The 21,285-nt window shown below is 66.7% G+C and carries 22 protein-coding genes; 12 read left to right on the top strand and 10 right to left on the bottom strand.

Features of this window, described 5'->3' with window-relative positions:
- Nucleotides 1-20: 20 nt before the first annotated feature.
- A complete protein-coding gene (locus tag FFS72_RS00120; protein ID WP_050064008.1) occupies nucleotides 21-458 on the bottom strand; it encodes a 6,7-dimethyl-8-ribityllumazine synthase in 438 nt (145 codons plus the stop codon).
- A 127-nt stretch (nucleotides 459-585) separates the two neighbouring features.
- Here FFS72_RS00120 and FFS72_RS00115 point away from each other — a divergent pair, with 127 nt between their 5' ends.
- Complete coding sequence (locus FFS72_RS00115) at nucleotides 586-1,320, top strand: lysophospholipid acyltransferase family protein (RefSeq protein WP_137872034.1); 735 nt, start codon at nucleotides 586-588, stop codon at nucleotides 1,318-1,320.
- Nucleotides 1,321-1,349: 29 nt separating this feature from the next.
- Entirely contained in the window at nucleotides 1,350-1,658 is a 309-nt protein-coding gene (locus tag FFS72_RS00110; RefSeq protein ID WP_137872033.1) for a rhodanese-like domain-containing protein, read from the top strand.
- Here FFS72_RS00110 and FFS72_RS00105 read toward each other — a convergent pair.
- Together FFS72_RS00105 and FFS72_RS00100 are read right to left on the bottom strand one after the other, a co-directional pair.
- Complete coding sequence (locus FFS72_RS00105; RefSeq protein ID WP_137872032.1) at nucleotides 1,655-2,038, bottom strand: DUF5313 family protein; 384 nt, start codon at nucleotides 2,036-2,038, stop codon at nucleotides 1,655-1,657. The two genes, FFS72_RS00110 and FFS72_RS00105, sit on opposite strands and share 4 nt — an antisense overlap.
- A complete protein-coding gene (locus tag FFS72_RS00100; RefSeq protein WP_137872031.1) occupies nucleotides 2,035-2,490 on the bottom strand; it encodes a MarR family winged helix-turn-helix transcriptional regulator in 456 nt (151 codons plus the stop codon). Before FFS72_RS00100 ends, FFS72_RS00105 begins: the two co-directional genes overlap by 4 nt.
- A 139-nt stretch (nucleotides 2,491-2,629) precedes the next feature.
- Here FFS72_RS00100 and FFS72_RS00095 point away from each other — a divergent pair, with 139 nt between their 5' ends.
- Entirely contained in the window at nucleotides 2,630-4,135 is a 1,506-nt protein-coding gene (locus FFS72_RS00095; protein ID WP_137872030.1) for a flavin-containing monooxygenase, read from the top strand.
- A 76-nt stretch (nucleotides 4,136-4,211) separates the two neighbouring features.
- On the opposite strand, the gene FFS72_RS00090 is transcribed toward FFS72_RS00095, so the two are convergent.
- Nucleotides 4,212-5,147, bottom strand: coding sequence for an alpha/beta fold hydrolase (locus tag FFS72_RS00090; RefSeq protein WP_249353054.1), 936 nt, complete (start codon nucleotides 5,145-5,147; stop codon nucleotides 4,212-4,214).
- Nucleotides 5,148-5,344: 197 nt separating this feature from the next.
- Nucleotides 5,345-6,268, bottom strand: a complete 924-nt coding sequence (locus tag FFS72_RS00085) for an SMP-30/gluconolactonase/LRE family protein (protein ID WP_249353053.1) — start codon at nucleotides 6,266-6,268, stop codon at nucleotides 5,345-5,347.
- A 299-nt stretch (nucleotides 6,269-6,567) separates the two neighbouring features.
- Between FFS72_RS00085 and FFS72_RS00080 the strand changes: the two genes are divergently transcribed.
- Nucleotides 6,568-8,331, top strand: a complete 1,764-nt coding sequence (locus FFS72_RS00080) for an oleate hydratase (RefSeq protein ID WP_137872028.1) — start codon at nucleotides 6,568-6,570, stop codon at nucleotides 8,329-8,331.
- Between the two features lie 15 nt (nucleotides 8,332-8,346).
- On the opposite strand, the gene FFS72_RS00075 is transcribed toward FFS72_RS00080, so the two are convergent.
- The 3 genes from FFS72_RS00075 to FFS72_RS00065 are packed head-to-tail and all read right to left on the bottom strand — an operon-like array spanning nucleotide 8,347 to nucleotide 10,891.
- Entirely contained in the window at nucleotides 8,347-9,216 is an 870-nt protein-coding gene (locus FFS72_RS00075; RefSeq protein WP_137872027.1) for a metal ABC transporter permease, read from the bottom strand.
- Nucleotides 9,213-9,956 (bottom strand): metal ABC transporter ATP-binding protein, encoded by a 744-nt coding sequence (locus FFS72_RS00070; RefSeq protein WP_137872026.1) that lies wholly within the window; start codon nucleotides 9,954-9,956, stop codon nucleotides 9,213-9,215. The genes FFS72_RS00075 and FFS72_RS00070 overlap by 4 nt, the downstream gene beginning before the upstream one ends.
- Nucleotides 9,953-10,891 (bottom strand): metal ABC transporter substrate-binding protein, encoded by a 939-nt coding sequence (locus tag FFS72_RS00065; RefSeq protein WP_137872412.1) that lies wholly within the window; start codon nucleotides 10,889-10,891, stop codon nucleotides 9,953-9,955. Before FFS72_RS00065 ends, FFS72_RS00070 begins: the two co-directional genes overlap by 4 nt.
- Nucleotides 10,892-11,051: 160 nt before the next feature.
- On the opposite strand from FFS72_RS00065, the gene FFS72_RS00060 reads away from it, so the two are divergent.
- The 3 genes from FFS72_RS00060 to FFS72_RS00050 are packed head-to-tail and all read left to right on the top strand — an operon-like array spanning nucleotide 11,052 to nucleotide 13,162.
- Complete coding sequence (locus tag FFS72_RS00060; RefSeq protein ID WP_137872025.1) at nucleotides 11,052-11,894, top strand: protein phosphatase 2C domain-containing protein; 843 nt, start codon at nucleotides 11,052-11,054, stop codon at nucleotides 11,892-11,894.
- Between the two features lie 40 nt (nucleotides 11,895-11,934).
- A complete protein-coding gene (locus FFS72_RS00055; protein ID WP_137872024.1) occupies nucleotides 11,935-12,507 on the top strand; it encodes a hypothetical protein in 573 nt (190 codons plus the stop codon).
- Complete coding sequence (locus tag FFS72_RS00050) at nucleotides 12,500-13,162, top strand: DUF6308 family protein (protein WP_137872023.1); 663 nt, start codon at nucleotides 12,500-12,502, stop codon at nucleotides 13,160-13,162. The genes FFS72_RS00055 and FFS72_RS00050 overlap by 8 nt, the downstream gene beginning before the upstream one ends.
- An 18-nt stretch (nucleotides 13,163-13,180) precedes the next feature.
- Here FFS72_RS00050 and FFS72_RS00045 read toward each other — a convergent pair whose 3' ends face one another.
- Nucleotides 13,181-14,362 carry a hypothetical protein gene (locus tag FFS72_RS00045; RefSeq protein WP_137872022.1) on the bottom strand — a complete coding sequence of 394 codons (1,182 nt, stop codon included), beginning with the start codon at nucleotides 14,360-14,362 and terminating at the stop codon, nucleotides 13,181-13,183.
- A 178-nt stretch (nucleotides 14,363-14,540) separates the two neighbouring features.
- On the opposite strand from FFS72_RS00045, the gene FFS72_RS00040 reads away from it, so the two are divergent.
- The 5 genes from FFS72_RS00040 to FFS72_RS00020 all read left to right on the top strand — a co-directional run bounded on the left by FFS72_RS00040 (nucleotide 14,541) and on the right by FFS72_RS00020 (nucleotide 20,458).
- Nucleotides 14,541-16,085, top strand: coding sequence for a type I restriction-modification system subunit M (locus tag FFS72_RS00040; RefSeq protein ID WP_137872021.1), 1,545 nt, complete (start codon nucleotides 14,541-14,543; stop codon nucleotides 16,083-16,085).
- Nucleotides 16,086-16,135: 50 nt separating this feature from the next.
- Complete coding sequence (locus FFS72_RS00035) at nucleotides 16,136-17,299, top strand: restriction endonuclease subunit S (RefSeq protein WP_249353051.1); 1,164 nt, start codon at nucleotides 16,136-16,138, stop codon at nucleotides 17,297-17,299.
- A complete protein-coding gene (locus tag FFS72_RS00030; RefSeq protein WP_249353050.1) occupies nucleotides 17,296-18,228 on the top strand; it encodes a restriction endonuclease in 933 nt (310 codons plus the stop codon). The genes FFS72_RS00035 and FFS72_RS00030 overlap by 4 nt, the downstream gene beginning before the upstream one ends.
- A 7-nt stretch (nucleotides 18,229-18,235) precedes the next feature.
- A complete protein-coding gene (gene ybiA, locus FFS72_RS00025) occupies nucleotides 18,236-18,721 on the top strand; it encodes a riboflavin biosynthesis intermediates N-glycosidase (RefSeq protein ID WP_137872019.1) in 486 nt (161 codons plus the stop codon).
- A 237-nt stretch (nucleotides 18,722-18,958) separates the two neighbouring features.
- Nucleotides 18,959-20,458 (top strand): HNH endonuclease signature motif containing protein, encoded by a 1,500-nt coding sequence (locus FFS72_RS00020; protein ID WP_137872018.1) that lies wholly within the window; start codon nucleotides 18,959-18,961, stop codon nucleotides 20,456-20,458.
- A 153-nt stretch (nucleotides 20,459-20,611) separates the two neighbouring features.
- Here the strand turns inward: FFS72_RS00020 and FFS72_RS26705 are convergent.
- The coding region (locus FFS72_RS26705; protein ID WP_249353049.1) for an Ltp family lipoprotein at nucleotides 20,612-21,285 on the bottom strand (674 nt) is incomplete at its 5' end.

Here is a 21,285-nt window from a genome sequence, read left to right as displayed (position 1 = left end):
TTCAGGAAGAAGTGGTGGGGCTACTTGATGGTGGCCAGCGACGCGAGGGTGGCCGAGCAGGCGTCGGCGAGTTCGGCGCCCTTCTTGTCGAAGTGCGCGGTGAAGAAGTCGGCGTGGTCGGCGTGGTCGTGGAAGTGGTGCGGGGTGAGCACGGCGGAGAACACGGGCACGTCGGTGTCGAGCTGGACGCGCATGAGGCCGTCGATGACGGCGGTGGCGACGAAGTCGTGGCGGTAGATGCCGCCGTCGACGACAAGTCCGGCGGTGACGACGGCGTCGATGCGTCCGGTGCGGGCGAGCCGCTGCGCGTGGAGGGGGATCTCGAAGGCGCCGGGCGTCTCGTAGAACTCGATGTCGGCGGGGTCGTGTCCGAGTTCACGCCAGCGGGCGACGAAGGCGTCGCGGGCGTGGTCGACGATGGACCTGTGCCAGGTGGCCTGAACGAACGCAATGGTCATGGGCAAATGCTAGTCCCGGACCGCCCGATCGGTGGCCTCGCCTTCCGGTGCGCTGGACCGTGTGCGAAAGGTTCTGGTGGACGGTCGTTCTCGGCAACCGCCCCTAACCTACGGTACCGTAGGTAGCGTGACCAAGCCCGACGTGACCCTCGAGAACTCCGACGCCGTCTACGACTACTACCTCGGGCACCGTCAGAACCGGCTGCTCGCGAAGGCCGCCTACGCGACGCTGGCCGCGAAGTTCCGGCCGCGGGTGCGGTACGCGGATGGTGCGCGTGACGCGATCCGGGCGCTCGTGCGCTCGAACACCAGCCTGGTGCTGTCGGTCAACCACCTGTCCGAGTCCGATCCGTACACGGTCGCGGCGGCGGCGTGGCGTAGTCCGCTGCGCACGGTGATCGGGCGTACCCGCGTGCTGGCGAAGGACGAACTGTTCGAGGAGCGGAAACTGCGGGACCGGATCGACCTGATGGGCTCGATACCGGTGTTCCGTGGCAAGAACCACGGCATGCGGGCCGTCAACGCCGCAGGTCAGCAGATGATGGACGTGTGCGCGACGCGGATGAGCCGCGGTGACAGCGTCGCGATCTTCCCGGAGGGCACGTGCAACGAGGGCGACCCGACTCGGCTGCAGTCCGTAGGCAGCGGCGTCGGGCACATCACGAGCCGGGCGATCAAGCTCGGTGTGACGCCCGCGCTCCTGCACATGGGCATCAGCTACGCCGACGACGTCAGGAACGCGAGCGTCTACTTCTCCGAGCCGGTCACCGACCTGCCGGACAAGCCCGCCGCCATCGCTCGGCTCGTTCACGACCGACTGCAGGAGGCCGTCGACGGGGCCGTCGCGTACGGCCGTCGGTAAGCTGGCGCCGACCCGTCTGGAGGACGACCATGCAGCAAGTGGATGTGGCAGCACTGGAGCAGGCACTCGCCGCCGGTGCCGCGTTGATCGATGTGCGTGAGGCCGACGAGTACGCGCAGGCCCGCGTCCCCGGTGCGGTGCTGGTTCCGCTCAGCGAGTTCACGGCCCGCCTGGGCGACATTCCGTCCGTCGACACCCTGTACGTGATCTGCGCGAAGGGTGGGCGTTCCGCGCAGGTCGTCGACTACCTCGGTCGGACCGGCGTCACTGCGGTGAACGTCGCGGGTGGCACCGACGCCTGGATCGCGTCGGGCCGCGCAGTCGACTCCGGCAACTAGCGCCAGGCGCGCGAGTACGCGTCGATCTCCGATTCGCGGGCGGCGCGTCGCTTGTCGTTGTCCAGGTCCATCGGCAGGCCGTTCTTCTGCAGGCGACGCGCCCGGTTCTGGTGGATGTAGACGATCGAGTAGAAGACGGCGAGGCTGACGCCGAGCAGCACCATCGACGCACGCAGCCACACCGGGCCGGGGAACAGCATGAACAGCACGTACAGCGGGACGAACGGGACCTGCGCGCGCAGCATGTGCCGGACGAAGTAATGGTCGCCCGTGATGTCGTTGAGCACCCAGTCGTTCATCGACTCGGGCAGCTTCGCACCGAACGTGTACGCGATCCACTGCAGCGGGTTGGGGCGGGTGACGCCCATCTTTCCGGTCATGCGAGTGCTCCTGCCTTGAGTGCTGCCTGGTTGATGTCGGTGAGTACGCGGTGCAGTTCTTCGAGCTGCGGGAGCCCGACGCCGAGTGCCGCGACGACGGCCGGGGGGATCTTCTCGGCCTCGGTACGCAGTGCGCGGCCGGCGTCGGTCAGGTCGACGACGAGTGCGCGCTCGTCCTCGGCGCTGCGGGTGCGGGTGATCAACCCGGATGCCTCGAGGCGCTTGAGTAGTGGCGACAGCGTCGGTGAATCCAGTTGCAGCGCAGCACCGATCGCCTTGACGGACATCGGCGCCTCGCCCCAGAGCGCGAGCATCACCAGATACTGCGGATGGGTGAGGCCCATCGGCTCGAGCAGTGGTCGGTAGACGGAGAGCACGGCCCGATTCGCGACGGCCAGCGCGAAGCAGACCTGGCGGTCGAGTGCGAGTGGGTCGGCGGCGGTCGCGGTCATGGATTGGAGTGTACACGAATAGTTAGGGCACTAACTATATCCGGACTCGAACTTTCTTCGAGATCGGCGGGCGGGCGCACGGTTTGGGGGTAAAGTGAGTGGTACTTACGGTGACACACACTTTTCGGAAGGGTGGCTCGTGGACGGAACGACGCAGTTCGACGCGGTGATCGTCGGCGCCGGGTTCGGCGGCATGGGTGCGGCGATCGCGCTCAACCGCCTCGGCATGACCAACCTGGCCATCCTCGAAAGGGAAGACGACCTCGGCGGCACCTGGCACGTCAACCGCTACCCGGGCCTCGCCGTCGACATCGCATCGGTCACCTACTCGTACTCGTTCGAACCCAACCCGCACTGGTCGCGGCTGTTCGCGCCGGGCTCCGAGCTGAAGGCGTACGCCGACCACGTCGCCGACAAGTACGACCTGCGCCGCTACATGCGGTTCGGTGCGGTCGTCTCGGGCGCCCACTGGGACGACGACGCCCGGCACTGGGTGGTGTCGATCGACGGGCAGGAACCGGTCACGGGACGCTACCTGCTGACCGCCACCGGCTTCCTGTCGCAGCCGCACCTGCCCGACATCGAGGGCATCGACAACTTCGCGGGCCGCGTCGTGCACACCACCGCGTGGGACGACACGATCGACCTCACCGGCACCCGGGCCGCCATCATCGGGACCGGCGCGACCGCCGTGCAGCTGATCCCCGAGGTCGCGCGCAAGGCCGCCGCGCTCACCGTCTACCAGCGCACCCCGATCTGGGTGGTACCCAAGCTCGATGCCCCGATTCCCGCTGCCGTGCGCCGACTGTTCGCGAAGGTGCCCGCCACTCAACGCGCCGCCCGCGCCGTCAGTGACGGACTGCTCGAGGGCCTGATGGTCACCGCGGTCCTGCACTACAAGCAAGCGAAGATCCTCAACAAGATCGCCGCCGCGGCGTCCCGGCTGTTCCTGCGTACCCAGGTCGGTGACGCGAAGCTGCGCCGCGCGCTGACCCCGGACTACGACTTCGGCTGCAAGCGACCCACGTTCTCCAACAGCTACTTCCGCACCTTCACCCGGCGGCACGTGAACCTGGAGACGACATCTATCGACCATGTCGAAGCGGACGGTATCGTCACCGTCGACGGGCGCAAGACCGAGATCGACACGCTCGTCCTCGCGACCGGCTTCAACCTGTGGGACGTGAACTTCCCCGCCATCGAGGTCGTCGGACGTGACGAGCGCAACCTCGGAAAGTGGTGGCGTGACAACCGGTTCCAGGCCTACGAGGGTGTCGCCGTGCCAAAGTTCCCGAACTTCCTCACGCTGGCCAGCCCGTACTCGTACAGCGGCCTGTCCTACTTCACGACCATCGAATCGCAGATGGCGCACATGACGCGGTTGTTCGGGGAGATGAAGCGTCGCGGCGCCGACGTGTTCGAGGTGACCGACCAGGCCAACGCCCACTTCCTCGACCGGATGACGGCGAACCTCGACGACTCCGTCTTCTACGCGGGCAGTTGCTCCACGTCGCGCAGTTACTACTTCAACCCGCAGGGTGAAGCGGCGCTGCTACGGCCGACGTCGACGGCCAACGCGTTCAAGGAGGCCAACTCTTTTCCGCTCGACGACTACACGCTGAGCTCACCGGCCGTCGTGGGCTGAGCTCGGGAGGACAGGCGGTCGTCGTGACCGGACACCCCTGTGGTCACCGTGACCTGCAGTCACCCGTGGCCGTCAGTCAGCGGGGCGCAGAGGTGGCGCGGGCGATGACGGACTTCGTGGCGTCGATGACCGAGTCGGGGCGCTGGGTCTGGACGTAGTGGGTGGTGCCGGGAACGGTGACCACTTCGGCACCGGGAATGCCCGCGGCGAACGCGGCCTGCGACTGCGGCCAGATGTCGTTGACCTTCTGCAGCGACTCGGCGGTCACGTTCGGTGGCAGCTGATCGGGTATCGGGTTGGGTTCGCCCCGCACCACGACGGCGACCGGGATGTCCGGCAGCGGCGGCGCCGCCTCGATCCGATCGAACAACTCGTCCACGCTGTAGGCCTCGGCCTGGTAGCCGGAGGGGTAGGAGTCCGGCGGCATCCGGAGGTCGGCGAACAGCGCCCACTCCGTCGGTGCGAGCATCGACCGCAGTTCCGGCTGCGCGGCGTCGACGGTCACCAGGCCCTGCGCCTCGTCCGGGTAGGTGCGGGCGTAGAGCAGGCTCAGGGCGCCACCGAGCGAGTGTCCGACCAAAACGAGCGGGCCCTGTTCGCCGGCGATGGCGAGTAGTTCGTGCAGTTCGGCGACCACGTCCGCGGTGTTCCGGGGCATCGGTACCTGGTCGCTGCGAGCCGGACTGTCGGTGGGTGAGGGGACGAGCGTGCCGCCGGAGTCGGTGGTGGTGGTGAGCAGGGCCCCTGGGCGGTCGTAGGCACACACCCGGGTGGACGTGGCCAACCCGGGCAGCACCGCGGGCGGGTACGCCTCCGCGAGACTCCAGATATCGGCGGCGTTGCCGTAACCGGACTGCAGGACGACGGTGGGGCTGCCGGTGCCGCGGCACTCCAGGTACAGCCCGCGGCCGTCGCTGATGCGGACCGTCTCCGCGATGTCGTGCCCGGCCGACTCCGGCGTCGTGACATCGGCACCACAGGACGTCAGGGCGAAGGCCAGGAGGACCGCCACGGACGTGGCCGCAAGGCAACCACTGCGATCGGACGTAGGCACCTCCGGTGTGGGGAGGAGGACACGTGGTCTGGGTCGGCCGTCGAGGGCCACCATCCTGGAATCGTATAGCGGTCGCGGGTGCGGTGCAGCCCGCACGGCGGGCAGGCCCAGGTGCTCGGCAGGGAGGCGGGGACCACGGCCCGTGCTGCCACGCGCTAACGGCGGGGGACGGCGTTCGGGATCTCGAGCACCGATCCGGCGTGCGTGGTCACGTACACGCTGTCGCGGCTGTACCCGGCTCCCTCGGCGCCGACCGAAATGCCCGCGGGGAGAACGAGTCCCGACGCGATCGCGCAGTGCGTACCGTCCGGATCGATACGCCACACCTGGCCGCCGAAATAGGTTGCGGCGTAGAGGCGTCCGGCCGAGTCGATGTCCAGGTCGTCGAAGAACACCCACTCGAGCCCTGCCGGGGGCCGGAAGTGGACGCGCGACTCGGCGGTCTCGGTGTCGATGGCCACGATGCTCGTGTCGCCTGTCGACACGTTCGCGTACAGGGTGCGTCCGTCTGCCGACAACGCCAGACCGTTGCCCGTCGACGCCCGGTACCAGCCGCGTTCCACCCGACCGTCCGGGGAGATCCGGTCGATCGCGGGTTCCACATCGCTCGATGCGTACACCGTCCCGTCGGACGCGCGCACGACACCGTTCGCCATCGACAGCCCGCGTGCCACGACCGCCTGCTCGCCGGTCGCCGGGTTCAGTTGCCGCAGTTCGGCCGTCGGTGCCAGGAACGCCGTCAGCGCGTTGCCGGAGCCCGCGAGCACGGTGCCGTCCGGAACCGGCGCGAGGCCGCCCGGCGAGGGCACGGTGGCGATCGGCCGCGGTGGCGCACCCGGACCGTCGACGACGTCGACGGAGTTGCCGAACGCGTTGCTCAGGAGCATCCGGCCGTCGCGGTCGAACGCCACGGCTTCGAAGGCGCTCGGTTGGGCGACGAGGGTCCTCGGTGTGCCCACGCCCGCGCACATCGGCGTCGTGGTGGGGGAGGTCGGGAACGCCGACGCCGACCCGGTGCCGAGGGCCAGGGCGGTCACCGTCGCAGCGACCAGTCGTCCCAATGCTGGAGCTGCCACCATCGTGATCCCCTTGGGTCGGGTGCGCGTGGATGCGATTTTCGCACGGCTTTCGGTGAATTCGGTGCCGCGGCGCCGACGTGTTCGAGGACACCGGTCCGGCCTCGGCCGCGTCGACCGCGGCAACGGGTACGCCGGCCGCGAGCGGTTGCGCCTTCCGGTTGCACGCGTACGCTCGACTCCGAAGGGCTGCCCGCCTCCGTGGCGGCGGTACGTACCGACACCTGATGGTGACCAATAGTCCTGTGGCGCAACGAAATACGTCGATCGATTGATGATTCGAACACGTGTGAGGAGCGAGGGTGTACTACAGCAGCGGAAACTACGAGGCGTTCGGCCGGCCGCGCAAACCGAAAGGGGTGGAGGACAAGACCGCCTGGTTCGTCGGCGCTGGGCTCGCATCCCTGGCAGGCGCGGCCTTCCTCATCCGGGACGGCCGGATGCCCGGTTCGAAGATCACGATCCTCGAACGGTTGACGCTTCCCGGCGGCGCACTCGACGGCATCAAGGAACCGAAGAAGGGCTTCGTGGTTCGTGGTGGCCGCGAGATGGAGAACCACTTCGAGTGCCTGTGGGACCTGTTCCGCTCGATCCCGTCGCTGGAGGTCGAGGGCGCGAGTGTGCTCGACGAGTTCTACTGGCTGAACAAGGACGATCCGAACTATTCGTTGCAACGAGCCACGGTCAACCGCGGCGACGACGCGCACACGGACGGCCTGTTCACCCTCAACGAGAAGGCGCAGCGCGACGTCGTCAAGATCTTCATCTCCAACCGGGAGGAGATGGAAGGCAAACGGATCAACGAGGTCTTCGGCGAGGACTTCCTCGCCAGCAACTTCTGGCTGTACTGGCGGACGATGTTCGCCTTCGAGGAGTGGCACAGCGCACTGGAGATGAAGCTGTACCTGCACCGCTTCATCCACCACATCGGCGGCCTGCCCGACTTCTCGGCGCTCAAGTTCACCAAGTACAACCAGTACGAGTCGCTGGTGCTGCCGCTGTACACGTGGCTTCTCGACCAGGGCGTCACCGTCCACTTCGACACCGAGGTGACGGACGTCCAGTTCGACATCACACCGGAACGCAAGCGCGCGAACAGGATCGACTGGGTTCGGGAGGGCGCGGCAGGTGGAGTGGACCTCGGGCCGGACGACCTGCTGTTCATGACGATCGGGTCGTTGACCGAGAACTCGAACAACGGCGACCACCACACGCCGGCGAAACTCGACGAGAGTCCCGCGCCCGCGTGGGACCTGTGGCGCCGGATCGCCGCTAAGGACCCGTCGTTCGGTCGCCCCGACGTCTTCGGTTCGCACATACCCGAGACGAAGTGGGAGTCGGCGACGGTGACCACGCTCGACGAGCGCATCCCCCGGTACATCCAGAAGATCTGCAAGCGAGACCCGTTCAGTGGCAAGGTGGTCACCGGTGGCATCGTCACGGTGAAGGACTCGAGCTGGTTGATGAGCTGGACCGTCAACCGGCAGCCACACTTCAAGCAGCAGCCGAAGGACCAGATCGTCGCGTGGGTGTACGCGCTGTTCTCGGACCGTCCCGGCGACTACGTGAAGAAGACGATCCAGGGGTGCACGGGTGAGGAGATCACCCAGGAATGGCTGTACCACATGGGTGTTCCGGTCGAGGAGATCCCGGAGCTCGCCGCGACCGGTGCGAAGACGGTTCCGGTGATGATGCCCTACGTGACGGCGTTCTTCATGCCGCGGCATGCCGGGGATCGGCCCGACGTGGTCCCGAAGGGGGCGGAGAACTTCGCATTCATCGGACAGTTCGCCGAGAGCAGCACCCGGGACTGCATCTTCACCACCGAGTACTCGGTCCGCACCCCGATGGAGGCTGTCTACACCTTGCTGGACATCGAGCGTGGTGTACCGGAGGTGTTCAACTCGACCTACGACGTGCGGTCCCTGCTTGCGGCGACGACCCGGTTGCGCGACGGCAAGGAACTCGACATTCCCGGTCCGGCGATCCTGCGGAAGTGGCTGCTCGGGAAGGTCGAGGCCACCGAGGTCGGGGAACTGCTCAAGGAGTTCGGACTGGTCGAGTAACTGTCGCGGGGTGGCTCACCCGGACAGGAGGGCTCGGCGGCGACGGGCCTGCCAGCGCGTCGCGACGAGCCCGTGTCGGGGGCCGAAGAGGTAGACCAGGGTGAACAGCACGCCCTGCGTGAGGACGACCATGCCGCCCGGCGAGGTGTCCTGGTAGTACGAGACGTACAGGCCGACGACCCCGCACGCCGCGGAGGTCGCGGGGGCGATCAGCAGCATCCGGCCGAACCGGTCGGTCAGCAGGTATGCGGTGGCGCCCGGAATGATCAGCATCGCCACCACCAGCACCACGCCGACGACCTGCAACGCCACCACGCAGGTCAACGCGAGCAGACCCAGGAGCGTCGCGCCGAGCATCCGTGGGTTCAGCCCGATCGCGTGCGCATGGATGGGGTCGAACGCATACAGGGTGAAGTCGCGGCGCTTGAGGACGAGAACCAGTAGGACGAGCGCGCCGAGGATCGCGATCTGCACCAGGTCGGAGGTGGACACCCCGAGCAGATTGCCGAAAATGATGTGGTTCAAGTCGGTTTGGCTCGGCGTCACCGAAATCAGCACCAGACCGAGTGCGAACAGGGTGGTGAAGACGATGCCGATGGCGGCGTCCTCCTTCACCCGGCTCGTGCCGCGGACCGCTCCGATGAGCGCAACAGCGAGGAACCCGAAGATCACCGCGCCGATCGCGAACGGTGCCCCGACGACGTACGCGAGCACGACACCGGGCAGTACGGCGTGCGAGACGGCGTCGCCCATCAGCGACCAGCCGATCAGCACCAGCCAGCACGACAGCACCGCGCACACCACCGATGCGATCACCGTCGCGGCGAGTGCCCGCGTCATGAACGAGTACGCGAACGGATCGAGAAGCAGGTCAACGAGATTCACCGCACCGGTCCTTCCAGCGGGTCGATACCGAATGCCCGGACCAGGTTCTCGGGCCGCAGGACGTCGAGGATGTCCCCGTCCGCGAGGATGCGCTGCATCAGCAGCACCGCCCGGTCGGCCAGGCGCGGCAGCGCCTGCAGGTCGTGGGTGGAGACCAGGATGGCGGTGCCGTCCCCGGCCAGTTCACGCAGCAACGTCGTGATGGTCTGTTCGCTGCGCTTGTCGACGCCCGCGAACGGTTCGTCCAGCAGCAGCACCGACGCCTCCTGCGCGATCGCGCGGGCCACGAAGGCACGTTTGCGCTGGCCGCCGGACAGTTGCCCGATCTGCCGGTCCTGCAGGTCCGTCAGGTGCACGCGGTCGAGCGCGACGTCGACGGCGTCGTGGTCGCGGCGGCGGGGCCTGCGCGTGAAGCCGAGGTGGCCGTAGCGTCCCGTCATCACCACGTCCCGCACGGACAGCGGGAACGCCCAGTCGATCTCCTCGGACTGCGGCACGTATCCGACGGCGGCGCGTTTACGGGCCGCCGCGGGCGATCCGCCGCCGATCTCCACCGAACCGGTGTCGGGGCGGACGATGCCCATCACCGACTTGAACAGCGTCGACTTCCCCGACCCGTTCATGCCGATCAGGCCGCAGATCGACGCTGGTTCGAGGTCGAGCGAGACGTGGTCGAGGGCGAGGACCGGACCGTAGTGGACGGTGACGTCCCTGATCCGGACGGCTGCGGCGGCGGTCATGACGCACCCGTCAGTGCCGTGACGACCGTGTCGGCGTCGTGTCGGATCAGGTCCAGGTACGTCGGCACCGGACCGTCCGCCTCGGAGAGCGAGTCGACGAACAGGGTGCCGCCGAACCGCGCGCCCGTCGCGGAAACCACCTGCCGCATCGGCGCGTCCGAGACCGTCGACTCGCAGAACACGGCCGGAACGTCATTGGCCTTGACGAATTCGATCGCCGCGGTCAGTTGCTGGGGAGTGGCCTGCTGTTCCGCGTTGACGGGCCAGATGTAGCGCTCGGTGAGGCCGGTGTCGCGGGCGAGGTAGGAGAAGGCGCCCTCGCAGGTGACGAGGGCGCGCTGCCGCTCGGGCAGGGTCGCGAGCCGGGCGGTCATCTCGTCCTGCACCTGCTGCAGCTGCTGCTTGTAGGCGTCGCCGTTGGCCGCGAACACCACCGCTCCGTCGGGGTCGAGGTCGGTGAACGCCACGACCAGGTTGTCGACGTAGGTCTGCACGTTCAGCGGGCTCATCCATGCGTGCGGGTTGGGCTTGCCCGCGTAGGCGTCGGCGGCGATGTCGATCGGTTCGATGCCGTCGGTCGCGACGACCCGCGGGCGGTGGAGTTCGTGCACGAACTGCTCGAACCAGGCTTCGAGGTTCAGGCCGTTGTCGACTATGAGATCGGCCGACGCGGCGCGGCGCATGTCGCCCGGGGTCGGTTCGTAGCCGTGGATCTCCGCGCCCGGTTTCGTGACGGACTCGACCCTCAGCCTGTCGCCCGCGACGTTGCTCGCGATGTCCGCGAGCACCGTGAAGGTCGTCAGCACGACCGGGCGGTCGTCGTCGCTGGTCAACACCTGTCCACATCCGGTGAGCGTGACGGTGAGTATCGCGGCGGCGGCTGCCGCCGCCACCCACGGGCGCGACGCGCGGCGATCGCTGGCACGGCGAAACATTGGCATGGCGAGATTCTAAGTTCGGGTGACCGAACAATTCAATTGGGGTCCCTGTGGCGTTGATCTGTCGGTGGACACGCCGCGTGTCCGGAGAGGCGCGGGATCGGCGGGGGCGGCGACGACAATACGACGCGGACCGTCTCGACCGATCGAGGGCAACATGGCGACAGGAAACCCGATACGCAGTAGTTCGATGCGCGGTGGCGTGGTACCGCACAGCGTCCACGACGCCGTCGACGCGAACGGCTGGACCGTGCGCGCCGCGTCACGCCAGGGCGACACCCGCCAGAAAACCCGCAGGCAGGACGCCTACGCGGTGCGTCATGGCGGCGGCCGGATCGCCGTCGTCGTCTGTGACGGAGTCGGGGCCGCCGAACACTCGCACCTGGCGGCCGCCGCCGCGAGCGCCGCGCTCGCCGAGCACCTGCTCACTGCCGAACTCGAAGTGTCGGGGGACTGGACCGCGCACCTCAAGGTCGCCTCGCTGGCCGTGACCCGAGCGGCAGGCGACCTGCTCGGCAACCGCGCCCCCAGCCTCGGCGCCGTGTACTCCGTCATGGCCACCACGGCGACCGCACTCGTCGTGGAACCGACCGACATCGGCCAGGGACCGTGGCTCGCGCACACCGCCACCGTCGGGGACAGCAGCGCCTGGTGGCGGCGCACCCGCGGCGGAGCGCTCGGATTCGAGCCGTGGCTCCTCATGTCGGGTGGGCGGCTCACCAGGCACCAGATCGCCACCTCCGGCGCGCTCGTCCTGCCTCTTCCCGACGATGCCGTCGTCACCGGCGCCAGCTTCGAGATCGGCCCCGAAGAGTTGCTGCTCGTGTGCAGTGACGGGGTCGCCGACGCCTTCGACGACGGCAGCAGCGCCGTCGCCGCGTCCTTCGCGTCCGGGTGGAGCAACCCGCCCCGCATCAGCGACCTCGCCGACCGGATCGCCTTCGACGCCGACCGGCAGGTCGACGACCGGACCGTCGTCGGGGTGTGGACGCCGCGTTGACGTCCGGTGCAGGCAGGTGGCCCGGCTGTAGCCTGACCGGATGACCACCATCGACCCGGCCGCCAGCGACGCCAATTTCGAGGAACTGCAGCGCGACCCGTTCTTCGAGGTCGTGACCGACCTGATCGGCGACTGCCTGGGCGACGCATTCGACGACCCGGCCGGCGGTGAAGTGGACCGGTGGACGCTCAGCGCCCTGCCCGCGACGAACCACGCGGCGGACCGGCACCGGCTGTTCACCCTCGCCGTCGGTCCCGCGGAGGTGCTGCACGTCGAGCGGTTCCTCGAGGACGGCGACATCGTCGACTACCGCGTGGTCCTGCACCTCTCGGCGTCCGCGATGACCGAAGCGTCGGGATACGCCCTCGACCGGTTCACGATGCGCTACCCACTGCTGCGGTTCACGCCGTCCACCCTCGACACCGACGTCGTGGTGGTCGACTGGTTCGTCTCCGACGACGGAGCGGACGACCAGTTCTTCGACCTGCCGTTGGCGGCGGCGATCCGGTCACTCGCCGACGGACTCGCCGCGGCGGGCCGCGGACCCTATGCGCAGCAGCACAACCGGGCCTTCGCCGCGCACGTCCTGAACCGGGCGTCCGACGATGCCTGACGCCCCCGCGCTCCGGCTGCCCCGGGTCCTGCGCGACGGGGACGACGCCGCAGCCGTCGACGTGCTGCACGAGTACTTCACCCGCAAACTCGTCAAGACCGGGTACCTGCGCACCGGCGCGCTCTGGGACGGCTGGGATCCCAGTGGTCGACGCGACGCCGACCGTGACGTGTTCACCGCCGACGACCTCGTAGCCGTCACGCTGCTGTCCGTGAAGGTACCCGCACAGGGGGCGCTGATCCTGTTGCAGGACAAGCGCTCCGAGCTGACGGCGCTGCTGCGGGAGGTAAGGGAGGACCGTGATCTCGCCGACGAATCCGAGGCCGTCACAGCCGACTCGCCGGTGTCGCGGCTGGAGTTGGCGCTCACCGAGGTGCACGGCATCGGACGCACGACGGCCACCAAACTCGTTGCCCGCAAACGCCCCCGGCTGCACCCGATCTACGACCGGGTCATCGGACTACAGCTCGGCACCACCGTCGACCACACCGAACCGATCCGCGTCGCGCTGCGCGAGGACGACCGCGACCTGTACCGGCGGCTGATCGCCCTGCGCGAGCAGGCCGGACTCGACGAGCGCGTCCCCGCGCTGCGCATCCTCGACGTCCTCGCCTGGATGCAGGGGAAGAAATACGTGCCGAACGTCGGCGGGTGATAGTCGTGAATCGGTGACCTACGCGCTGGCGGGAACCTCTTCGCTGGGATCTGGTTCGATTCCGGTGACGACCTTGTACCGGCGTGACAGTCGGGCAAGGCGGCTATTCGCTTTCACTGCGGGTGTTCGAGCCTGCGTCCCAGACAATCGAAGATGCCGCCTCTGCAACGCAGCGTAGAGCTGTGGGCGCGCCGTTCGGCCGGGGAGACACTTGTGGCCTTCCAGACGGAGGCCGGCAGCGACGAGAGCAGCTGGAACGAAGACGATGAACACAGCTGTGACGGTGCGTACGGACTTCACGGTCAGCGACGCATCCGATATCCACCAGATAGCAATGGCCAGACCCCATGACAGCACCCAGAACATTGCGGGCAGTACGCACATGAGGAAATTGAAGTGGCTTCTCGTGACGAACGACAGTACGGCGCCGTACACCGTTCCCGTCATCAACGCCGCTATGAACGCGCCGTAGAGCAGCGCCATACCCATGTCGGCGAGCAGAGCGATCGTCCGAGAGTCGGCCTGAACGATGACGAGGACCAGCAATGGGACTGCGGTGATCAAGGACAGCTTGGCGAGATCCCACACGGTGTCCACAACCGTCGCCATCCGCGGGGTTGCCCAGCGGTTGGCCACTTTCTCCGCAGCTGCCGCGTCACGGTCTCGGCTGACGTCATCGACCCTTCTGTGAAGGTCGCGGTCGGCCCGGAGCGCCGACTGGATGTCGATGGCAAGCGCAGCGACGACGACGGCGCAGATTCCAACCGCAAGCTGCCCGATACCAATCTTGTCAGGGGCGCCGTGAAGCATCGTCGCCGCTCCCGTGATAATCGCTGCGATTCCGAGCGGCCCCGCGATCTGAACGAGCAGTCGCCTGCGCGCGTGCACGAGACTGGCGAGTGGTCCGGCCGGCTTGATCTGCCACGCAACGACGTGGAGTGCGATCATCACGGCCGTCAGAACCCCGAGGACTGCGGCTCCATCGCTCAGACCGAGGGTGAAGGTGAACTGGGTTTTCACCGTGTCGTCAGATCCTGTGATGCTGAACCACCACGAGCTGAGAGACGTCATTCCGACCATAAGCGCGTACGCTGCAAGGCCCGCGATGGTGTACCAGACGATGTTCCGCACGGATTGTTCGTAGCTGTCGACGACGTCGTTCACGTCGGCGTTCTGGGTGTTGCTGCTGTTCTCTGACATGTCGGCCCCCTCCTTTGCTGCCCTCCCCGGCAGCTGCACGAGAGGTTGTCACGACCCCCCGACAGGTTCACGGCGCCGGACTGACGGTGCAGTTCGTCGCAGGCTGGATTGTGTCGGTGGCTGGGTCTATACAGTTCTGTTGGACTCAATCGAGCAGAACAGGCAGGTAGTGGTACCCGTGATCACAGGTGACATCAAGAACAAGGTCGACGCCGTCTGGGACGCATTCTGGACGGGCGGGATCTCGAACCCGCTCGAAGTGATGGAACAGATCACGTACCTGTTGTTCATTCGCCGGCTCGACGACGAGCAGACGCTGGCGTTGGAGAAGGCGAACCTGCTGCGCCTGCCGATCAGTGGCAACCCGTTCCCAGAAGGGAACGACTCCGACGGGCGCCCGTTCGACGACCTGCGGTGGTCGAAGTTCAAGGACAAGCATCCCGACGAGATGTTCGCGATCGTCGATCAGCGGGTGTTCCCGTTCATCAAGAACATGCGCGGTGAGGAGTCGACCTACGCGCACTTCATGAAGGACGCGCGGCTGACGATCCCGAGCGCGGGCATGCTGCAACGGGTCGTGGACCGGCTCGACAAGGTGCCGATGGACAACCGCGACACCAAGGGCGACATCTACGAGTACCTGCTTGCGAAGATCGCCGCCGCCGGCCAGAACGGCCAGTTCCGCACACCTCGGCACATCATCGAGCTGATGGTGCACATGACGGCCCCCAAGCCGGGCGACACCATCGTGGACCCGGCGTCCGGTACGTGTGGCTTCCTGGTGGGCGCGTCAGAGTACATGCGCGCCAACCACGCCGACGCGATCAACGCGGGCGCCGGTAAGCAGCAGTACCACCACGAGATGTTCCACGGCTTCGACTTCGACAACACGATGCTCCGCATCGGCTCGATGAACATGCTGCTGCACGGTATCGAACAGCCCGACATCCGCTACCGTGATTCCCTCGCCGAAGCGAACACCGGTGACGCCGAAGCGTATTCGCTGATCCTCGCGAACCCGCCGTTCGCCGGGAGCCTCGACTACGAGAACACCGCGAAGGATCTGCAGCAGATCGCGACGACCAAGAAGACGGAGCTGCTGTTCGTCGCGCTGTTCATGCGCTTGCTCAAGCCGGGTGGCCGCGCGGCTGTGATCGTGCCGGACGGTGTGCTGTTCGGATCCTCCAAGGCGCACAAGGAACTTCGTCGCATCCTCGTCGAGGAGCAGAAGCTCGACGCCGTCGTGAAGTTGCCGTCGGGCGTGTTCAAGCCGTACGCCGGTGTGTCAACGGCGATCCTGTTCTTCACCAAGACCAACTCCGGTGGAACCGACAATGTGTGGTTCTACGACGTGCAGTCCGACGGTTGGTCGTTGGACGATAAGCGCAATCCGCTGCTTGACGGGGACAAGCTCGGTGCCCTCGCCGAGCTCTCGGACGACGAGCACGTCAAGAACAACCTGCCGGACGTGTTGCGGCGCTGGGCCGAACGCGACGGGTCGGAGGCGGAACGGGCGCGAACCGAGCAGAGCTTCTGCGTGCCGCGTGAGGACATCGCCGCGCAGGGATACGACCTGTCGCTCAATCGGTACAAGGAGATCGTGCACGAGGAGGTAGAGCACCGGTCGCCGACCGAGATTCTTGACGAGCTGGATCGGCTCGAGAAGGAAATCACCGACGGCATGGCGAAGCTGCGGGAGATGCTTTCCGGCGGTGCAGCGTGAGTGGGTGGCAGACGATTCCACTCGGTGAGGTCGCCGATTTCATCCGTGGGGTGACATTCAAACCCACTGACGTCGTCGAGGCTGGGACCAATGGAACGGTCTCCTGCTTGCGGACGAAGAATGTGCAGCTCGATCTCGATCTATCGGATGTCTGGTCGATCGACCGGAGCCACGTGAAGCGTGATGAGCAGTACCTGCACGAGGGCGACCTGCTTATCTCATCTGCAAACAGCTGGAACTTGGTTGGAAAGTGCTCGTGGGTTCCAGAGTTGGAGTCGCCGTCCACATTCGGCGGTTTCGTGACCGCGCTTCGTCCCAACCGGGAGAAGGTCGATCCGCGCTATCTCTACAGGTTCTTTTCGTCAGCGCGTATCCAGGCGACAGTTCGGAGTTTCGCGCGGCAAACTACAAATATCTCCAACCTAGACTTGAGGCGTTGCGCCGCACTGCCCTTGCCGCTGCCGCCGATCGGGGAGCAGCGGCGGATCGCGGCGATCCTCGACCAAGCCGATGCACTCCGCGCCAGACGTCGCGAAGCCCTCACCGGCCTCGACGAGCTGACCCAGTCGATCTTTGTCGACATGTTCGGCGACCCCGTGGCGAACCCGAAGGGCTGGCGCTCTCTCACGCTGAAAGCGGCCGGCATTGCCATATCAAGTGGGTTTAGTGTCGTTGCGGCTGGTGGGGAAGAACACCCTGAGAATCGCGTGATCAAGGTAAGTGCGGTCTCCGGTGGGTTCTTCGATGCCAGTGAATCCAAGCCGTTGCCGTCGAATTACGAACCGCCTGCTACGCATCAGATTCGGGAGGGCGACCTCCTGATGACCCGCGCCAGCGGCAGTGTGGACCTGATTTGCATTACTGCAATGGTCGACCATGCCCCACGCCACTTGTACCTCCCAGATAAGGTATGGCGAGTTTCGGTGGGTGATGCTGCGCACGTAAACGAAGCGTATTTGACGCAGTTGTTCAAACACCAGGCGTTTCGGGCATATGTGCGGAACGCGGCTAGTGGAGCGAGTGGTGTCCGGAACATTTCTCAGGCCAAGGTGCTTGGATTTGGCGCCGCGACTCCACCGATTGAGATTCAGGATCGATTCGCGTCAGCCACGAGTCGCATCACACGGACGATGGCGGATCACCGCGTCGCCCTTGCCGAACTCGACGCCCTCTTCGCGTCTCTCCAATCTCGCGCCTTCCGAGGTGAGCTGTGACGGAGGGCGGGCGGGTCTCGGACATCCCGACCTGGACGGGTTTCCTGGTTCCACTGCTAGCGGTGCTCAGCGACGGCAACGTGTGGCGCAGACGTGACCTCTATGCGGCTGTTGCCGATCACATGGAGCTCACCGAAGAGCAGCGCGCCGAGTCGGTCTCGTCTGGTCAGAGTCGAGTGGTAAGTCGAATCGGTTGGGCACTTAGTGATCTGAATCGGGCCGAACTCGTCGCCAAGCCGGCGCGGGCCACATACGTCATCGCAGATTCCGGGCGAGCGATGCTCGCCATGTATCCGGGTGGTATCGACGAGAGGGTCCTCAAAACCATCCCTGCGTACCGGGACTACGTCCCGGTGGGACATGCCGGCGCAGTCAGTGCGTCGAAGCATGAGGCTCCAGAGACGAGTGAGGCCGCGAACCCACTTGAGCAGATCGACATCGGAGTGACTCGCTTGCACGCCGAGGTTGCCGCCGATCTCCTCGCGCGGCTCCGCGGGCAGCATCCCGACTTTCTCGAACACTCCGTTCTCGACGTGCTCGTTGCCATGGGTTACGGCGGCGCCGAAGGCCGAGCGGCTCGCATCGGCGGCTCGGGGGACGGCGGAGTGGACGGCATCATCGACCAGGACCCGCTCGGCCTCGACCGAATCTATGTGCAGGCCAAGCGGTACGCCGCAGGCAACACCGTCGGCAGGCCTGAGATCCAGGCATTCGTCGGTGCCCTGCATGGTGTGGGCGCGGCCCGTGGCGTGTTCATCACTACGAGTGCCTTCACGTCGGGCGCTCGCGAGTACGCGCAGAACATCGGTACGCGAATCATCCTCATCGACGGACAACGCCTCGCGGAGTTGATGATCCGCTACGGAGTCGCAGTCCAGACTTGGCAGACCTTCACCGTCGTCGAGGTCGACGAGGACTACTTCGAATGAGCGTGAGATGACCTATCGGACATGGCGGCTCGGCGAGCTGCGGTCGCCGGTGATCGACGAGTTCGTCGGCGAGTGGGAGTTCCTGTCGAACTTCTTCCCAGCGCCGACACCATATGGTGGCCGAGTGTTCCCCACCAGTGAGCATGCCTTCGCTGCGGCCAAGACAACGGACGTCGATGCGATCGTTCGGATCGCCGGTGTGCGTGACCCGGCCGAGGCCAAGGCGATCGGCCGCGCGGCGCCACTGCGTCCGGACTGGGATCGCGACAAGTTCGCGGTTATGGAGGCTGTCGTCACTGCCAAGTTCGAGCACAATCCCGGACTCGGAGGCAAGCTCCTCGCCACCCGAGGCTCGCTGATCGTGGAGGGCAATATCTGGCACGACCAGACCTGGGGATCATGCTCGTGTGAGCGTCACCGCACCCACCCCGGCGACAACGCACTCGGCATCATCCTCATGGCTGTGCGGATGCGTTTGTCTGCGAACGGCTGAACGGGTGCAATCAGGTGCACTCTGCACATTGGTCGTTGTCACCATTGATGCTGAGCTCGTCACTATATGGAGTGACGGCCTCCCTGTAGTCGGGTGACCTACTGCCGGACATGCCCGACACCGCGGCCGGCGAATGACGATCGACGGCACCTGCCATCAGCCGGAGGCGCGCGTACCGAACTGCCGGCTCGTAGCCGGCCAGCGAATCTTGTCGGTACCCCGCGCTAGTATTCGAACATGTTTTCGAAGTCTGGTATCGGTGGGGGCGGCCAGGTGGAACACCACCTGGCCGCCCTCGATGCCGCCGTCGAGGGCTTGCTCGCTGAACCGCTGACGGGTCTGCCCGAGGCCGAGATCGTCGAAGCGCTACAGCGGATGGAGATTTCGCTACGGAAGGCCTCCGCGGTCGGGCATCGGCTTGTAGTCGAAGCCGTGGAACGCTCGATCCCCGGCAATCTGGCCTGCCGGTCCGTCAACGACTTCCTCGTCTCGACCCTCCGCATCTCGGCGGCCGACGCCGCGAAACGGGTGAAGGGTGCCACCAAGACCGGAACCTGGCACACGGTCAGCGGTGAGGCGATGGAGGCCACGCTGCCCACCACCGCGTCGGCCGTCCAGGAGGGCGCGATCGGACCCGACCATGTCGCCGCGATCGCCCGGACGCTGCGGCAAATCCCGCACGGCACGACCGCCGATGAGGTCGACGTCGCCGAGCGAATCCTCTCCGACGCCGCACGCTCCACCACGCCCGAGGACGTAACCAAGGTCGGCATCCATCTGCTCGCCCACCTCAACCCGGACGGCAGTGTCCCCGACGAGCGTGAACGCAAGCGTCGTCGCGGGCTGAGGCTGGGCAAGCAGGGTGCCGATCTCATGACTCCTGTCTCCGGGCTGTTGGACCCGGAGACGCGGGCCCTACTCGAGCCCGTCCTCGCCAAGCTTGCGAGGCCTGGAATGAACAATCCCGACGACCCTGACTCCCCATCCGGGGACGTCGATTCCCCGGACCTGGATCGAACAGCGCTGGCGAAGGCCGCTGCCCGCGACACACGCACCGCCGTGCAACGCAACCACGACGCTCTGAAAGTCGCGCTGCAGCAGATGCTTTCGTCCGGAATCCTCGGCAGTCATCGCGGCCTACCGGTGACCGCGATCATCACCATGACGATCGGGCAGCTCGAAAAGGCGGCCGGCGTGGCGACCACAGCGACCGGTGGGATCGTTCCCATCAGTGACGCGCTGCGGATGGCCCAGCGCGCCCACCCCGTGCTCGCGCTGTTCGATCACAACGGCCGGCCCCTGCATCTCGGCCGCAGTCGCCGCCTCGCCTCCGCGGATCAGCGACTCGCGCTCATCGCCGCCTCCCGCGGCTGCACCCGACCTGGCTGCGATGCGCCCGCCTCCCTCACCGCCGTCCACCACATCACCGAATGGAAGGACGGCGGCGCCACCGACATCACCAACGAGGACCTCGCCTGCGACAGCTGCCACGCTCTCGTCCATGACGGCCCCGGCGGTTGGAAAACCCGCGTCGCACCAACCGAGTCGGCGCATCCGGGTCGAACCGAGTGGACTGCGCCGCCACACATCGATCCAGACCGGAAGCCGCGGGTCAACCACCGGCAACACCTGGACCACCTTGTCGCCGGCGCACTCGACCGCCAGCGGATCCGACGGGAGCGGCCGAACCGGAGAAGCGCCGATGATGTGACCGGCACTGGCGATGACGCGCCGTGATGTCGTGTTCTCTCTGCGGGTGAGGCCGTCACACCCCTCGGTGACGGCCTCACACGCAAGTTGGAGCTGCGCGCGCTACCAACCGCCGAGCGAAGACATGCTCGGGCGGTGGTGCGGTGTGCGGTGTGCGCGTGCCGCCGACGAAAGGTGCTGTCAGTAGACGGTATTGGCCCCGTACTCGGCCTGCGCGTACGTGTAGCCCTCGTACACCAGCTGATCGATCAGTCCGGACTTCGAGAACGAAGTGAAGTCGAGGTACTGCTCTGCGCTCCGTGCTGCCTGCTCGTTCCAGTCCGCATCCAGGCTGTCCACCGCGTACGTCGCATCCTCGGTGGAGAAGTCCTCGTACTCGAGCTGGTCGATCAGCCCGCTGCGGGAGAAGGCAGAGAATTCGAGGTACTGCTGCGCGGACCGGGCGGCGTTCCGCTGGCTGGAGCTGATCTGCGGCTTGGCCGGTGCCGGTGCCGGCGCGACCGCAGGTGCAGGCGCAGGCGCTGCGGTGGTCACCGGCGGGACGATGGCCGCTGCCGGCGCGCTGTTCCTCACAGGCTCCGCAGGTGCGGCAGGTGCCGCAGGGGCCGCAGACGCGGCAGGGGCGGAAATGCTCGGAACGGTGGTATGGCTGCTGAGCCGCGACGCGGTCGGCGAGGCCGCCGCCTGGCTGCTCGGTGACGCTGCGGTCGCGGCGCCGCTCTTCTCCTTGTCTGCTTCGCCAAAGGTGCCGACAAGCGCGAGGAACAGAACGATGGCGCCGACCACCCACGGCCACTTCTTCCGCTTCTTCTTCGGTGCGGTTGCGGCGGGCTGGTAGCCGGGCTGGGTGGGGT

The sequence above is a fragment of the Rhodococcus sp. Q genome, assembly GCF_005503035.1.
In the GTDB taxonomy this organism is placed as follows: domain Bacteria; phylum Actinomycetota; class Actinomycetes; order Mycobacteriales; family Mycobacteriaceae; genus Rhodococcus_G.
This window is presented reverse-complemented; position numbering and strand designations above follow the sequence as displayed.

Coding starts and splice junctions, on each gene's coding strand:
- FFS72_RS00085 (WP_249353053.1), bottom strand. CDS start 6,268: ATGGTGGCAGCTCCAGCATTGGGACGACTGGTCGCTGCGACGGTGACC.
- FFS72_RS00060 (WP_137872025.1), top strand. CDS start 11,052: ATGGCGACAGGAAACCCGATACGCAGTAGTTCGATGCGCGGTGGCGTG.
- FFS72_RS00110 (WP_137872033.1), top strand. CDS start 1,350: ATGCAGCAAGTGGATGTGGCAGCACTGGAGCAGGCACTCGCCGCCGGT.
- FFS72_RS00055 (WP_137872024.1), top strand. CDS start 11,935: ATGACCACCATCGACCCGGCCGCCAGCGACGCCAATTTCGAGGAACTG.
- FFS72_RS00020 (WP_137872018.1), top strand. CDS start 18,959: ATGTTTTCGAAGTCTGGTATCGGTGGGGGCGGCCAGGTGGAACACCAC.
- FFS72_RS00070 (WP_137872026.1), bottom strand. CDS start 9,956: ATGACCGCCGCCGCAGCCGTCCGGATCAGGGACGTCACCGTCCACTAC.
- ybiA (WP_137872019.1), top strand. CDS start 18,236: ATGACCTATCGGACATGGCGGCTCGGCGAGCTGCGGTCGCCGGTGATC.
- FFS72_RS00105 (WP_137872032.1), bottom strand. CDS start 2,038: ATGACCGGAAAGATGGGCGTCACCCGCCCCAACCCGCTGCAGTGGATC.
- FFS72_RS00120 (WP_050064008.1), bottom strand. CDS start 458: ATGACCATTGCGTTCGTTCAGGCCACCTGGCACAGGTCCATCGTCGAC.
- FFS72_RS00065 (WP_137872412.1), bottom strand. CDS start 10,891: ATGTTTCGCCGTGCCAGCGATCGCCGCGCGTCGCGCCCGTGGGTGGCG.
- FFS72_RS00045 (WP_137872022.1), bottom strand. CDS start 14,362: ATGTCAGAGAACAGCAGCAACACCCAGAACGCCGACGTGAACGACGTC.
- FFS72_RS00050 (WP_137872023.1), top strand. CDS start 12,500: ATGCCTGACGCCCCCGCGCTCCGGCTGCCCCGGGTCCTGCGCGACGGG.
- FFS72_RS00100 (WP_137872031.1), bottom strand. CDS start 2,490: ATGACCGCGACCGCCGCCGACCCACTCGCACTCGACCGCCAGGTCTGC.